This is a genomic window from Tolumonas osonensis, assembly GCF_014202415.1.
GTDB lineage: Bacteria > Pseudomonadota > Gammaproteobacteria > Enterobacterales > Aeromonadaceae > Tolumonas > Tolumonas osonensis.
The window spans coordinates 56,745-70,648 of sequence record NZ_JACHGR010000002.1; the positions used below are offsets into that span (position 1 = coordinate 56,745).

At 47.1% G+C, this 13,904-nt stretch carries 16 protein-coding genes; all 16 read right to left on the bottom strand.

Translation table 11 applies throughout. The features are described from left to right. Positions 1-8: 8 nt before the first annotated feature. Positions 9-1,313 (bottom strand): MFS transporter, encoded by a 1,305-nt coding sequence (locus HNR75_RS02655; protein WP_188025486.1) that lies wholly within the window; start codon positions 1,311-1,313, stop codon positions 9-11. A 145-nt stretch (positions 1,314-1,458) separates the two neighbouring features. Next, positions 1,459-2,139 carry a CoA-transferase gene (locus tag HNR75_RS02660; RefSeq protein WP_223157735.1) on the bottom strand — a complete coding sequence of 227 codons (681 nt, stop codon included), beginning with the start codon at positions 2,137-2,139 and terminating at the stop codon, positions 1,459-1,461. Further along, positions 2,090-2,764: a 3-oxoacid CoA-transferase subunit A gene (locus tag HNR75_RS02665; RefSeq protein WP_188025487.1), complete on the bottom strand. Its 675-nt coding sequence runs from the start codon at positions 2,762-2,764 to the stop codon at positions 2,090-2,092. The genes HNR75_RS02660 and HNR75_RS02665 overlap by 50 nt, the downstream gene beginning before the upstream one ends. 2 nt (positions 2,765-2,766) lie before the next feature. After that, positions 2,767-3,936 (bottom strand): thiolase family protein, encoded by a 1,170-nt coding sequence (locus HNR75_RS02670; protein ID WP_188025488.1) that lies wholly within the window; start codon positions 3,934-3,936, stop codon positions 2,767-2,769. A 41-nt stretch (positions 3,937-3,977) separates the two neighbouring features. Beyond that, positions 3,978-4,856, bottom strand: a complete 879-nt coding sequence (locus tag HNR75_RS02675) for a beta-keto acid cleavage family enzyme (protein WP_188025489.1) — start codon at positions 4,854-4,856, stop codon at positions 3,978-3,980. A 103-nt stretch (positions 4,857-4,959) separates the two neighbouring features. Further along, positions 4,960-5,955, bottom strand: a complete 996-nt coding sequence (locus HNR75_RS02680) for an enoyl-CoA hydratase/isomerase family protein (RefSeq protein WP_188025490.1) — start codon at positions 5,953-5,955, stop codon at positions 4,960-4,962. A 573-nt stretch (positions 5,956-6,528) separates the two neighbouring features. Next, positions 6,529-7,077 (bottom strand): DUF3833 domain-containing protein, encoded by a 549-nt coding sequence (locus tag HNR75_RS02685; RefSeq protein WP_188025491.1) that lies wholly within the window; start codon positions 7,075-7,077, stop codon positions 6,529-6,531. Positions 7,078-7,079: 2 nt separating this feature from the next. After that, positions 7,080-8,327: an SAM-dependent methyltransferase gene (locus tag HNR75_RS02690; RefSeq protein ID WP_188025492.1), complete on the bottom strand. Its 1,248-nt coding sequence runs from the start codon at positions 8,325-8,327 to the stop codon at positions 7,080-7,082. Further along, positions 8,317-9,081, bottom strand: coding sequence for a DUF1365 domain-containing protein (locus HNR75_RS02695; RefSeq protein ID WP_188025493.1), 765 nt, complete (start codon positions 9,079-9,081; stop codon positions 8,317-8,319). Before HNR75_RS02695 ends, HNR75_RS02690 begins: the two co-directional genes overlap by 11 nt. Beyond that, a complete protein-coding gene (locus tag HNR75_RS02700) occupies positions 9,078-10,322 on the bottom strand; it encodes an NAD(P)/FAD-dependent oxidoreductase (RefSeq protein WP_188025494.1) in 1,245 nt (414 codons plus the stop codon). Before HNR75_RS02700 ends, HNR75_RS02695 begins: the two co-directional genes overlap by 4 nt. A 9-nt stretch (positions 10,323-10,331) precedes the next feature. Further along, the gene (locus tag HNR75_RS02705) at positions 10,332-11,054 is read right to left on the bottom strand and encodes an SDR family NAD(P)-dependent oxidoreductase (protein WP_223157736.1); all 723 of its coding nucleotides are present in this window, start codon (positions 11,052-11,054) and stop codon (positions 10,332-10,334) included. Further along, positions 11,051-11,479, bottom strand: coding sequence for a nuclear transport factor 2 family protein (locus HNR75_RS02710; RefSeq protein WP_188025495.1), 429 nt, complete (start codon positions 11,477-11,479; stop codon positions 11,051-11,053). Before HNR75_RS02710 ends, HNR75_RS02705 begins: the two co-directional genes overlap by 4 nt. Positions 11,480-11,679: 200 nt before the next feature. Beyond that, entirely contained in the window at positions 11,680-11,952 is a 273-nt protein-coding gene (locus HNR75_RS02715) for an alpha/beta hydrolase family protein (protein ID WP_223157737.1), read from the bottom strand. 166 nt (positions 11,953-12,118) lie between these two features. Continuing rightward, entirely contained in the window at positions 12,119-12,370 is a 252-nt protein-coding gene (locus HNR75_RS15445; protein ID WP_223157738.1) for a hypothetical protein, read from the bottom strand. A gap of 147 nt (positions 12,371-12,517) precedes the next feature. After that, positions 12,518-13,168 (bottom strand): DUF4405 domain-containing protein, encoded by a 651-nt coding sequence (locus tag HNR75_RS02725; protein WP_223157739.1) that lies wholly within the window; start codon positions 13,166-13,168, stop codon positions 12,518-12,520. Between the two features lie 76 nt (positions 13,169-13,244). Then, entirely contained in the window at positions 13,245-13,904 is a 660-nt protein-coding gene (locus HNR75_RS02730) for a flavodoxin (protein WP_188025497.1), read from the bottom strand.

Genomic DNA, 13,904 nt, shown 5'->3' on the forward strand with positions numbered 1-13,904 from the left:
TGGTTTATTTAAAGGTTGTGTTCATCGACAGGCGTGACATCTGTGATGAGAAACAGGAGGAGGGTGACGACACCGACCGCTGCCAATAAGAGATAGGCGCCGGTATATCCGCCCAGATAGGCCAATCCGAAAGCGAGGATTGAGAATGAGAAGCAGCGGATAATGGATTGGATCGGATGGACAATACCAATCGCACGGATATAGAGACGACGGGGGAATTTGGTAGCAATCAGTGCGGTACTTAAGTTCGTCGCGCCTGGCAGGCTGAAGCCAATCATCAGCAGCGAGATCCAGAGCATATAGACGTTATCTGCAAACAGATTGACCACGATGGCGACGATCCACCAGACGGTGTAAGTCATGATGGCTTTTTTGACGCCGATCCGCTGATTGAGCCAACCCCAGCCGAAGGCGCCAAAGGTTCCGAACAGCGCAGAAGCAGACATGTAGAAGATCGCGGTTTCCAGAGAGTAACCGGATGACATCAGGCGGGGTACAATCTGACTTACCACACCAACCAGCATGACGTAGATGGCGCCGGTCGCGATCCCCATCAGCCACACATCTTTCATGCGTAATATTTGTGCTACGGTCAGCGGGCATTGATAGGCGTCATGTTGTTTCTGTCGTTCAGCTAACTGCGCCGGCGTGATCCGTTCGTTGTCGGGCGCTAATCCGATATCTTCCGGTTTGTTATGAATAAACAGCGTGGTGACGATTGCCAGGACAAACATCATGCTGGCGATCCCCCAGAACCCGTGCTGAACGCCCATAATGGCAAATGAAGCGGCCAGAGCAGGGACGAAAAACGCACTGGAGAAGGTTTGACCCACGGTGCACCAGCCCAGCGCCAGACCGGCTTTTCTGACGAACCAGCTAGTGACGATGGAGGTACCGCCGACATACGCAAAGCCGGTACCGAAAAAGCAGACACCGGCGAACAGAAGGGAGAAGCTGAGGAGCGAGCTGGCATAGCCGAGCAGGCCGAAACATAATCCACACGCAAGCAGACAGAGGATGATGTTGAACTTCGCGCCTTTTTTCTCGCACAACCAGGCGGTAACTGGCCCGGCAGGAATGGAAGCCCATGACGCCGGGGTTGCCAGCGCCAGGAGCGTGTTGTAGTCAAGGTTATACGTTTTGGACAATGCGGGAAGCGTAACATTCAGGCCGTGTGTGATGGCACCTGCTGCCACCCAGAACATGACGGCCTGGAATGCAATGATTGACCAGCCTCTGACGCCGAATCCGGTCTTCTGGGTTTCGAAGTCAGCATATTCCGCTGTTTTATCGAGCGTAGCGTTGTTTGTCATAAGGTTTACCCCTTAGAGAGCGCGCTTTCATCAAGGACTCATTGCTGGAGTCGTAACCCGTACAACAGCACTACACTGCAGTTACGCCTTTCACATCTGCCGTGACTATCTCGCCATAATGATTAATTCCGTGTTGTCGTTCGTGTTAAACCGGGATTGTGGCCAGATGATCAGCAACAATTAACCGTGGTTCGATCTGCTTCTGAATGTCTTCGGGCGTGAGTCCTTCTAACAGGGCAACCAGCACCAGACCGTCACGTGTCACGTCGATCACGCACTGTTCGGTGACGATATGGTCAACGCAGGCTTTTCCGGTCAAAGGGAAATCGCAGGACTTCACAATCTTGGGTTTGCCCTGTTTGCTCGTTAACTCCATCGCGATAATGACTTTGCGGGCACCGTTGACGAGATCCATGGCGCCGCCCATGCCGAAGACGCGTCCGGGCTGAGCCCAGTTGGCAAGATCGCCATTTTCTGCGACCTGCAGTGCGCCCAGCACCGTGGCGGCCAGCTTGCCGGAGCGAACCAAACCAAAGGATTCGGCGCTATCAAAGGCGCTGGCACCGGGAACCGGGATGAAGCGCATCGCGGTAGCATTCGAAAATCCTTCCACCGCCAACATGCCATCACACAGGGAACCGACACCGACCAGCCCGTTTTCGGTATGAAACATCACACCGGGGGCCGCGTAATCGCCGCAAAGACTGGGAATACCAATGCCGAGATTGACCACATCGCCGGGTGAAAAATAAGCGGCGGCTTGTTTTGCAATACGATCACGCGCGTTCATGATCTGACTCCTCTGCTGCCAGTACGAAATCGACATATGCACCGGGGGTGACGATGCTATCAATCGAGAGCTCGCCAATGTCGACATGCATATCTGCATCAACAAGGGTGATGGCACTGGCTTTAGCGACCAGCGGATTGAAATTTTGCATGGTGCCGTGATAGGTCAGGTTACCCAGCGGATCGCTGGTTCTGGCCCGTACCAGGCCGATGTCAGCACGTAACGCGGTTTCCAGCAGGTATTCTTCGTTATCAACCGAAATGACCTGTTTGCCTTTCTCAACCACGGTTCCCAGACCGGTTTTGGTCAAAACGCCGCCCAGACCTGAACCGCCACAGCGGATCCGCTCGGCGAGGCTGCCTTGCGGCACCAGTTCGAGATCGATTTTCCCTTCTTCAACCAGTTGGATCGTGTCGGTATTCCGGCCGATGTGTGATGCAATCAGCTTATCGACAACGCCGTTGCGGATAAGGCGTCCGATGGTAAGATCGGCATCACCTGAGTCATTTGAAATGAGCGTCAGATGACGTGCGCCGCTTTCAAGGATGCAATCAATGAGCTTGTTCGGAACGCCGTGATTGGCAAATCCGCCGCACATGATGGTTTGTCCATCTTTAAACAGACGGACGATCTGTTCTTTGCTGGTGTATTTATCTGCCATGATTAATCCCTCGACAGTAAGACGGCGACACCCTGACCACCACCGACACAGAACGTGATCACGGCATTGTTCAGTTTGCTGCGCTGCATTTCATAAACTGCCTTGGTCGCCAGAATGGCGCCGCTGCCTGCCAGTGGATGTCCCAGTGCAATCGCGCCGCCATTCGGATTGACGCGCGCCGGATCCATACCGATATCCCGCATACAGGCAATCGACTGTGCTGCGAACGCTTCGTTGAGCTCCCACAGGTCGATGTCATCGACTGTCAAACCAGTCTGCTTCAGAAGTTTTTGCGTAGCCGGTATCGGCCCAAGCCCCATGTAGTTCGGATCAACGCCAGCAACCGAGTAACCGCGGAATACCGCCAGAATCGGTAAACGCATGGTTTCGGCCTGAGAGCGTTCCATCAGAACCAGAGCGCCTGCGCCATCACTCATTGGCGAGCTGTTCCCGGCGGTCACGATGCCATCTTTAAGAAAGCAGGGACGTAAAGCCGCGAGGCTTTCTATCGTGCAATCCGGGCGAACCGATTCATCCCGCTCAATCACGATGTCCTGCTGTTTTCTGTCTTTGTAAGAAACAGGAATTAGCTGTTCATCAAAGCGTCTGGCATCCCATGCTTTGGTCGCGAAGTGATGGCTTCTGACCGAAAAGGAGTCGAGTTCATCCCGGGTTAAGGAATAACGTTTGGCAATATTCTCAGCCGTGATCCCCATGGATGGATTACCCAAGCGGTCAGGGGAGGTGTGAATATCCACGAATTTGGGTGGCTGTACGGAATAGGCCGAATCGGTTTTTTCCAGGCACCATGTCCGGCGGGAGTCACTTTCAACGCCTCCGACAACAATGGTTTGAGCAAACCCGGCCATGATTTGAATGGCACCATACGCCAGTGCATTTAGCGAGGCGGCGCACTGGCGATCAAGCGTGATGCCTGGAACAGAAACAGGAAGCCCTGCCTCTAATGACACCATTCTGCCCATGTTATTGATTTCGCTGTTCATTAAATTAGCGAAAATAACGTCGTCGATCATTTCCGGATCAATTTGTGCGCGTTTTACGGCTTCTTTGACTGCGGTAGCGCCCAAAATATGGGCCGGCACCGGGGCAAGCAAACCCCGGCACTTACCAATCGGCGTACGGGCAGCCGATACGATAACTGCTTCTTTCATAGTCTTTTCCTGAATGGGTTTCGGTTTGAGCGATCAGCCGGTTAATGCGACATGGCCAGAGCAGGGGATGGCACTGGTATTTTCAGCGGCGGTAAGTTCAGCAAACGGCGAGCCTCAGCCGGTGTTGCAACCTTTTTACCTTGTAAGGTGATAGCTTCCGCTGCACGGGCAACCAGTTGCGGATTCGTGGCCGGTACGCCTTTACTGAAGTAAACGTTGTCTTCCAGCCCGACACGGATGTGTCCACCCAACGCCAGCGCCGCATACATGATAGGCAGGTGGTGTTTCCCGATCCCGAATGCAGACCATGTCGCATCGGCAGGAATGTGATTCACCAGATATAAAAGATTTTCAACCGTTGCCGCCATACCGCCAGGTACGCCCAGACAGAATTGGAAATGCATCGGTGTTTTGATGACGCCTTTTTCGGCAAAATAATTCGCCACACCTAACATGCCGCTATCGAAGATTTCAATTTCCGGCTTAATGTCGCGGTTCAGGAATGTTTCGGCCAGTTTGCCGAGAAATTGCGGTGAGTTCATGAAAACACCGCCCGGCATCCAGTTAAACGAACCGGCATCCCAGGAGGCTATTTCGATGCCATTGAGTGTGGATACGTGTTCCATCCGTTGTTGGTCGGAGGCACGATGATCGCCGGAAGTAGTGCAGTTGATAATGACATCGCAGTCTTCATGGCTGCGGATCAAGCGGATGGTTTCTTCAAATTTACGCTTATCCATGGTGCCCATACCCTCATCATCGCGCATATGCAGATGAACAACCGCTGCGCCTTTTTTCCAGCAGGCATAGGCATCCGCCGCAATTTCTTCAGGTGTCAGGGGAATGTGTTCATTAATATCTTTCGGTGTTACAGCGCCGGTAAGTGCTGCGGAGATGATAACGTTGTCGCCTGTATTCATGGTGATGACCCTCGCTCAGACTTTTGGTCTCTAAGTTCGGGTCAGGCGATAGCCGTCAACATCGCCTGACCCGGAAGAAAAATCAAACAAACGTGGCAGTCGTTTATTTAATTTCGTCTTCAAACTGGCCGCCGCCAATGCGTGGGCGAACTACTTTTCCTTGTTTTTCAGCTGCTTTAACCAATTCAGCTTCTGCGTGTGCATCTTGCCAGAAACTAATTTCGTGCGGAGAGTGCTCGGTTGCGGTGACATACATTTCTGTCGAGAACGCATTGCGCAATTCATTGGCGATGTCTTCTTTCCATGGTTTACGCAGTTGTTGAACGGTTAAACGACGGGTAACTCGGGTACCGGTGCGGATAATCAGTTCTGCGATTTCCTGGGCACGCGCATAGGCTGCTTCGGTGTCTTCACAGATTTCATTGACCATCCCTAAGTCCAGTGCCTTACGCGCAGTGATGATTTCACCGGTTAATTCAGCATAGGCATAACGTTTACGGCCCATCAGTTCACGCCATGCGATTTGGATACCGTCACCGGGAACCATATTGGTTCTGAAGTGCATTTCAGTGGTCCATGCATCTTCGGTACATAGAGTAATATCGCTGAACAGCACTAAATCTGTATGGAATGCAGCACCGTTCCAAACACCGATGGTAGGAACCTGAATATCAAATACCTGGCCTTCAATATCTTTGGTGCCGTCTAAGTATTGATACTCGTACATACGCCAGGCGATATCAGGCGCTGAACCAAATTCAGTGGCTGGTTGCCATTCACCTTTTTTATCAACACGGCCGATGCCTTTGAATAAATCCTTGCCGGTGCCACCTAAAATGATGACTTCGTTTTCCGGATCGCGACCTGCCCAGTCAAAGAAGTAGTGAAGGCCCTGGTGAGCTTGTGCACACCATTGCAGGCTGTCGCCGTTCGTGTGCAGACGGGCTTCCAAAATGCCGTTTTTACGAGTCATGGTGAGAAAATCTTTACATTTCTCTTTGTATTCTTCAAAAGGCATATGAGGGATAGTGCCCAGTTCTTCGTGAGACATTGATTTTCTTGTGCCGGCATCGTTTTCATAATTAGCTTTAAGAACCATGTTATTTACCTTCTGCTTATGTGTGTTGTGGAGATGTATGTTTTCGTTGTTAAAAAATTAGCAGTGGTATCTAACTGATTGAAATTCTATTTATTTTTTTTGTTATGTTATAAATGCATAAATAATTGAAGCTTGATTTATTTCAATAAATTCAATTGGTTAATTGTGTTTTGAAAATAAATTTAATTTTGAACGGAAGTGTCAGTGTGATATGGATCACGCATGTTTGAGGGTTATTTGAAAAAGAATTACATGGGTGAAATGTTATTCTGAAAGATAAAGCCTGATGCATAACCAGCACCATTTTTCCCAGATAAATATTCATGATTCATGAATAACATTCAATTGTTCTATGAAATATCTCTGCATAATTATTTCATGCTGCATCTGTAAGTCTTCGCATTAGGTCTTGGATGCATGCGAATGAGCTTTGGTGATAAGCCTGCTGATAAAAATGAAATGATCTCTTTTATGCATCAGGCCGTTGACCGTGGCGTGGGCCACATCCGGGCGCTGGTTCAACAGCCTCTGGCATTTGATTAGCCAAATACTAGGGGCTGCATAAAACCGGCTTTAGATTTTCTCAATGTAGAGAACGACTTCACCGACTTTAAAGCCAAATTTGGTAATTTCAGCGTGGTTGATCAAACGCCGTTCATCAAGCAAATACATCCAGTCGTTAAATTTCACCTTCACGGTTGAGCCATCTTTGAGTTTGAGGTTCATACGATAGTGCCAATTCAAGGTAAAACCTTGTTGATTGCCAATTGCTTCACCATCGATATCAGCAGCGGTACCAATATAATAATTGCCGGCTTTCTGCAGATACCAGGTTCTTTGTTCTTTACGACCATCCGCATAGACGAAGTGTTCAATCAAAGTGCCTGTCGCATCCTTTGTCCATGTACCGCTCATGTCGACGTGAAAGCGTTCGGTAACTTTCCCACTGTAGTCTTTCACTAATCCGTAAGCTTTGAGTGGACCACTGAAGAACTGTTGAACGTCGATTTGCGGTTGGGTATTCGCATAATCTTCCGTTGTTTGTGAACATCCGGCCAGTAATGAACCACAGGCAATCAGAATCGTGCCGGAGACACGACAAACATTGTGAATCAGTTTCATCTTCATGCTCCTTCAGGTGAGAACGATAGCGGTTGTAACGCATCAAGCTGAATTACACTGATCGTGCGTTGTTTAAAACCAGCTTCGCAGTAGCAAAAATAAAATAGCCACAGGCGATAAAAAACATCATCAAAACCGAGTGATTGGATCTGCGACCATCGCTGTTCAAAGCGACTCCGCCAGTCGGAAAGTGTTCTGGCATAGCTTTGCGCGAAGTCATAAACACCTGTGACTTGTAGGTGTGTTTGATCTTTGAGATGCCGGACAATTTCCGTCAATGAGGGCAGGCAACCGCCGGGGAAAATGCGTTCCTGAATAAAGTCCTGGCCCTTCCGGTAGCTGTCGTAACGGCGATCATCAATCGTGATTGCTTGCAGTAACAACCGACCACCGGGGCGGATCAAACGACCTAAACGTCGAAAGTAATCAGGTAAAAAGTCATGACCAACGGCTTCGATCATTTCGACCGATACTAATTTGTCATATTGCCCAGTGAGTGTTCGGTAGTCTTGTTTTAACAGTGTGACTTTATCTGACAAGCCAGCATCGAGAATGCGTTGTTGTGCAATCACATACTGGGCATCGGAGATCGTCGTTGTTGTGACACGACAACCATATTCTGAGGCTGCAAAAATCGCAAGGCCGCCCCAGCCGGTGCCGATTTCCAGCAAATGATCAGCGGGAGAGAGTTCTAATTGCTGGCAAATTCGATGTAGCTTTTGTGTCTGAGCTTCCGCCAAAGAACAATCATCGGTTGTATAGATACCACTCGAATATTGCATCCGCTCGTCGAGAATCAGTTGATAAAATTCGTTACTGATATCGTAATGCGCCAAAATATTTCGTTTCGAGCCCGAGAGGTTGTTTCGGTTACGGAACTGCCGCCAAAACCGGAATGGCGTAAGTAATAACAAACTGGAGCGTTCAATCGCATCAAGCATCGGCATATTGGCCGCAAATAATTCAAGTAGCGCTGTTAAATCGGGGGTACTCCAATCGCCATCAATAAATGAATCGGCTGCACCATTTGAACCGGAGGTAAACAGCCGCATGTAAAATTGGCTGTGGTGAACTTCCAGAATGGCAGAAGGATGGCTGTCTGGCTGACCAAAAAGTAGTGTTTCGTCTTGATCACGAATCAGTAAATGCCCCTGTTTTAGCTGGGCTAATGATTTCACAATCAACGATTTGAACCAGCGATGAGTAACAGGAAGTACAAGATCTGCTGATGCTGTTTTTTCAACTTCCATCTGTTTTGCCCTTCTGAGTCAGATGTCCGAAAAAAGGGACACCTTTGAGGAATAAACGTAGTGCCTGCCAATAGATGCCGCCAATGATTTTTAACGTCATCGCAGGCCAGTAGCGCAACAGAAAATATCCGAATTTTTGCTCAAATGGCTGATGTTGAAGCTGCAGCGTGGCATCGAATATTTTTTTGTCAGTGTGGTTTTCTATGTTGATCAAAATCTGTTTCTGGCTGTATTTGATACGCCATTGATACTGCATATCCAGATGCATAAATGGCGATACAGGAAACACTTTTTCATTCGGTTCAGGCTGACGTAAATCAACCAGATAAAAGTGTTGTTCCAGCCATGGGGTGTTTGTGACTTCAGCTAGTAAATAACAGAGTTGATCGGTGCGATCAAACGCGAAATAAAAATTTACTGGACTGAAATGAATGCCGAAATTGCGAAGATTTGCGAGCTGCAATACACGGCCTTGCTCTGAAGGTTGGAGTGTACCGCCACATGCATTGAGCTGTAACCACACCGCTTCACGCAGCGGCAATGTTGCAGGTTGTGAACGGATGAAATCGCGCCGATACCAGCTCACAGGCGCAAACCGGTTCACTCCAAACCAGCGCGCGGTATTTGCCAGATCATGCAATTCATCTGGGTCAATCGCTGTCATATAACAGCTATAGGCAAAGCGATGTTGCTTTGGGTGAAAGCGGCGATGTCGTATAACGCCTGTGTAAAAAGCACTGTTGGCAATCGTCATAGCGTTGCTCCAAAGCGCTTGCATACATCATTCGCACTTCTGACACCATCTTCATGAAAGCCGTTGTACCAATAGGCACCGCAGAAATGGGTTCTGTTGTGACCACAGATAGCGGAACGTTTTTGTTGTGCGGCAATAGCTTGTTGTGTGTAAAACGGATGACTGTAAGTGAACTGTTGAATCACGCTTTCAGGTGACATGGTGTTCGTATTGAGTGTGACGCAGAATCGCTCTGGTGCTGTGAGTGATTGCAACCGATTCATGTCATAAGTCACGATGGCCGGCATTTCCTGATCATCACCGAGCAGATAGTTCCACGAAGCATGCGCCAAATCAGCTTTCGGTAACAAATTAAGATCGTTGTGCAGTGTTACCTGATTCGTCCGATAGCCAATTGCCCCGAGGATCTCACGTTCGTCATTACTTGGATCAGCCAACAAAGATAAAGCCTGATCACTGTGACAAGCAAAAATTACCACATCGAATTGATACTCAGCATGTTGCGTCTGAATTGCGACATGATTTGAAAAGCGCTGAACTTTCTGTACCGGTTCAGAAAGATGAATGTGGCTGTGCCAGCTTTGGGTGAGTGGTGCGATGTATTCACGAGAACCGCCGGGAATCACATACCATTGTGGCCGGTTTGCAATCGACAACAGCCCATGATTGTTGAAAAATCGCAGAAAAAAGAACACTGGGAACTGGCGCATATCAGCCAATGATGCTGACCAAATGGCAGCGCCCATCGGCAAGATATAATGATCACAAAAATCATCTGAGAAATGGTGTTGAGACAGATATTCGCTCAGGGTTTGTTCTTTCGATATCGTGTTATTTGCCAGATCGGTTTTAGTTAAGCGGTTAAATCTCAGAATTTCGGAGATTAATCGATAGAACGAAGGTCTGAACAAATTACGGCGTTGTGCAAATAGCGTGTTGAGGTCATGGCCATTGTATTCAAGACCCGTAATCAGATCGCGAACAGAGAAGCTCATCTCTGTTGGCTGTGGGGTAATGTTCAGTTTTTTCAGTAAAGTCAGGAACAGTGGGTAAGTTCGATCATTAAAAACGATGAATCCTGTATCAACCGGCCACACTTGATCATGACGTTGAACATCGACGGTATGCGTATGGCCGCCAATGTAATCATTGGCTTCAAACAAGGTAATCTGATGTTGCTGATGCAGTAGATAACCGCATGTTAGTCCTGAAATGCCACTTCCAATAATTGCGATATTCATGAAGTTATCCTAAGTCCGGTTAATGAATTGACGCGCCAGTGAAGCCCATAACGAATGCGGTAGCATGTGTAACAGGGAAAAACAAAGATGCAATGACCATGGGAATCGAATCAATCGCTGCCGACGAGCGATGCCTCGTCTGATTTTTTGAGAAGCCTCAGCAACAGACATCAGCCATGGCATCGGAAAATCATTTTTTTGTGTCAGCGGCGTATCAATGAAACCCGGTTGTACGAGTGAACATGCAATTCCTTTTGGGACCAGACTGATTTCTAGTGTTTGAGCGAGATAATCAATCGCTGCTTTTGACGCGCCATATGCCTCAGCACGGGGAAGCGGTAAGCGTGAGGCAGCAGAACTGATAAAAACGAGCTGGCTACCAGGTTTCATTTTGGGCAGACAAGCGGCTAAAACATTCAATGATCCGGTGACATTGGTTGAAAAAACATCAGTAAACAACGTAGCATCCAACTGCATTGGATTGTCGACATACCGGCATGTTCCAGCATTTAGAATCAGCAAATCGAGCGTTTCTACGCAGGCCAATGTTGCATCAGTTTGCTCTTTGTTGGTGGAATCAAACACGAGCGTTGATGCATCACTGTGCTGAAAATGGTTGGCGAGTTTTTCAGCGTTGCGTCCGCAAGCGAACACCTGATGTTTCTCAAGCAGATAATCTTGTGCAAGCTGCAAACCTAATCCCGAACTTGCGCCAGTAATTAGAATTTTCATGATTGCATCATCCGATTTTTTAGCCAGAAAATGACTCGCCGCAGAAAAGGAATATTTTCATAAACCATTGCGCCAAGATCGTAATAATCCCGCTGATAGGTGATTCGATGATCAAATTTGAGGTGCGTCACGCCTTCTAGCTGAAATGCACGCCCGCGATTCAGGCGAGCGTGCACACAATCCATTTTCCACACAATCCAAGCGGAAGAATCTGCTACATCACATTGTTGGACGGTGAAAACACACGATTTCGTGTTTTCATAGAGGGATGCAAGATAGCGCTGATAAGGCGCTAATCCGGATATTTGTTGTACCGGATCAACAAAAATGAAATTTTCTGAAAACAGATCATCCATGTGCTGGAGCTTGTCTTGAGAAAATTGTTCAAAATATTGAATAAAACTATCTACAAGTGTATGTGCCATCAATAGATACCACGCAACCCGTTGTAGACTTCAACTAAAGCAATCATTTGCTCTCCTTAAGCCGGCGGAAATGGTGCCGGCGATGTATGAAGTTCAAAGCAAATTACGATCAAAACTTTAGTTTAGATCATTCAATCAATATGGCTTCAAATGGATTGATTTTTTTTGAGTCGGTAGAATGACAGAGATCCCTTTTAAAATTAAATATTTTTCCCATAGAAAGACGTTAATTTTCCGATGGCCTGATTGACGTATTCTGGTTTCCAATACGTTTCAATATGTGTCGCGTCTTTAATTAAGAATAGCTCTTTCTCTTTGGCGTTCGTTGCCAGAGGGAAGGCGCTTTCAGTCCTATAAAGGGTATCAGCCTTATCACCGGCGATCATGAGTAATGGCTGGTTAATCAACGTAACGTGGAGTGCCACCACTGCCGCCCTGATAGGCTGCATCAGCGGTAATGGTGATATAGCCATTTTCAGCTAATCGTTGTGCATATAAGCTTGCGACTTGTTCTTTTACGCAACCATTGGGATGTGCCACAACCAAGGCTAAATGGGTGATTTCTTCAGATATTTCTGAACGTGTAACCCCGTTCTCGAGGGCAAGATTCAGATGTGATCGAAGTTGATCCGGGCGCTCTCAAATATCGTTATAAAGAACGTTATCGGTCAGCTCCGCGAGTTTGGGAGCGGTTTCTCCCATCAATTGCTGGGCGCGGGACGGTTGCGTTGGTGCCGGCGCTGGTTTCAGTACGCCATATTGTTCGTCGGTAACTTTTTCCATCCAGTCTGCGGTTTTATTTTCTGCAGAATTTGTTTGCGGTGCAGCCGAAACAGAAAAACAAGCGGTACTCGCGGTCAGCAGTAGCAATGATTTTAGTGAAGACGTCATATTTATCCTTTCAGAATGTTATGCAGACAATCAAAGAAATAACAAACGGTTGCAGCACTAACTAATAGGTAATATGAATCGTATGGCCTGATGACATATTCAACAATAATCTGATTTAGCAATAGGCTTATGAATGAAATTCAGCAATCACATGGCTGTTTTCCCTGCATGATTTCTGAAAATAAACAACCATAATAAACAGCGGGTCAAATAAGCCATGAAGATCGTCATTGCCAAAAAATCGGCATAAAAAAGGGTCTTATATTCTTCAAAATCAAAGAATGAAAAATCCGTTTGCAGGAACAGATAAGACGCTATCTCCCGATGAATGAAAACGGATAACCCGTAGAATCCAATCATTGAAAAGATGATCGGCATTACCCGATTTGCAAATAACGATGCGGGAGAAAGGCGGAGTATCTTACAGAAAAAATCAGCCAGCATTTTCCAGTGCAGCCCTAAATGCAGGGAAATAAGCAGGTGCCCCCAGTGAACACTGGCCATATGCGTTTTTCTGACAAGATCTGAGGCGTTATGTATGGCCAGGTTGGGGAACAGGTGCTGTGAGAGCATTATCCCGCTTAATATTGCCGATAAAACAACCAGCAGAAGCAATAGATTTATCGTCACTTGCAGTATGCGGAATGCCGTATATTCCGTCTGAAATAACTTTTCAAACCAATGAAGATTCAATCCGTTATGCAACAGCAGGAACATGGCGAAAATAACACCAAGCAATTCATGGATTCTTTCATCCCACAGATGATATCCCATCAGGGATAACAAAATCCCAGTCATTACAACATCCTGAATTACCTGGAATATGTATTTTTTCCGCATAAATAACCTGTTCTTATAAAACAAAGGCTCGTGATTATTTCACTGCAGGGAGATCATTCAGCCAGTCTTTTACTTCAGATTCGATATCGTCATCGGTGACATCATTCCGTGAAATGGCAAGACCGTCCGTGATCACGCTGGCACCCGGTTGGAGACGCTGGATTTCCTGAATAGAACCTGAAAAATGACTGCCGCCGTGAGTGGTGAACGGAATAATCGTTTTTCCTTGCAGATTATGCTGTTCCAGAAAGCTGTATAACGCCATTGGCATTTGATACCACCAGATGGGGTAACCAATAAAAACAGTATCATAGTCAGCCAGGTTATTTATTTTTGATTTCAGCGCCGGTCTGACATTATCTTGTTTCTCTTTTTCTGCATACCGGATGAGCGGTTCATGCTGAGAAGGGTAGGTGTTTACTGTTTCAATGCGGAATAATTCTCCGTCAGTCTGTTGCTGAATGAGTTGCGCGATATATTGTGTACTGCCTAACAGCTGATTGTTTTTAGATAACAGGCTGGCTCCTGAGTTTCCGTCAACACCATCCAGTTTGACATCTTCCGGCTGAGAAAAATAAACAACCAATGTTCTTTTTTTATTGTTCTGGTCAGCGATTGCATGGAAGCTAAAAATTGTCATCAGCAAAAAGACAAATATTCGTTTCGTGAATAACTCATACGAAGATATTTTCAT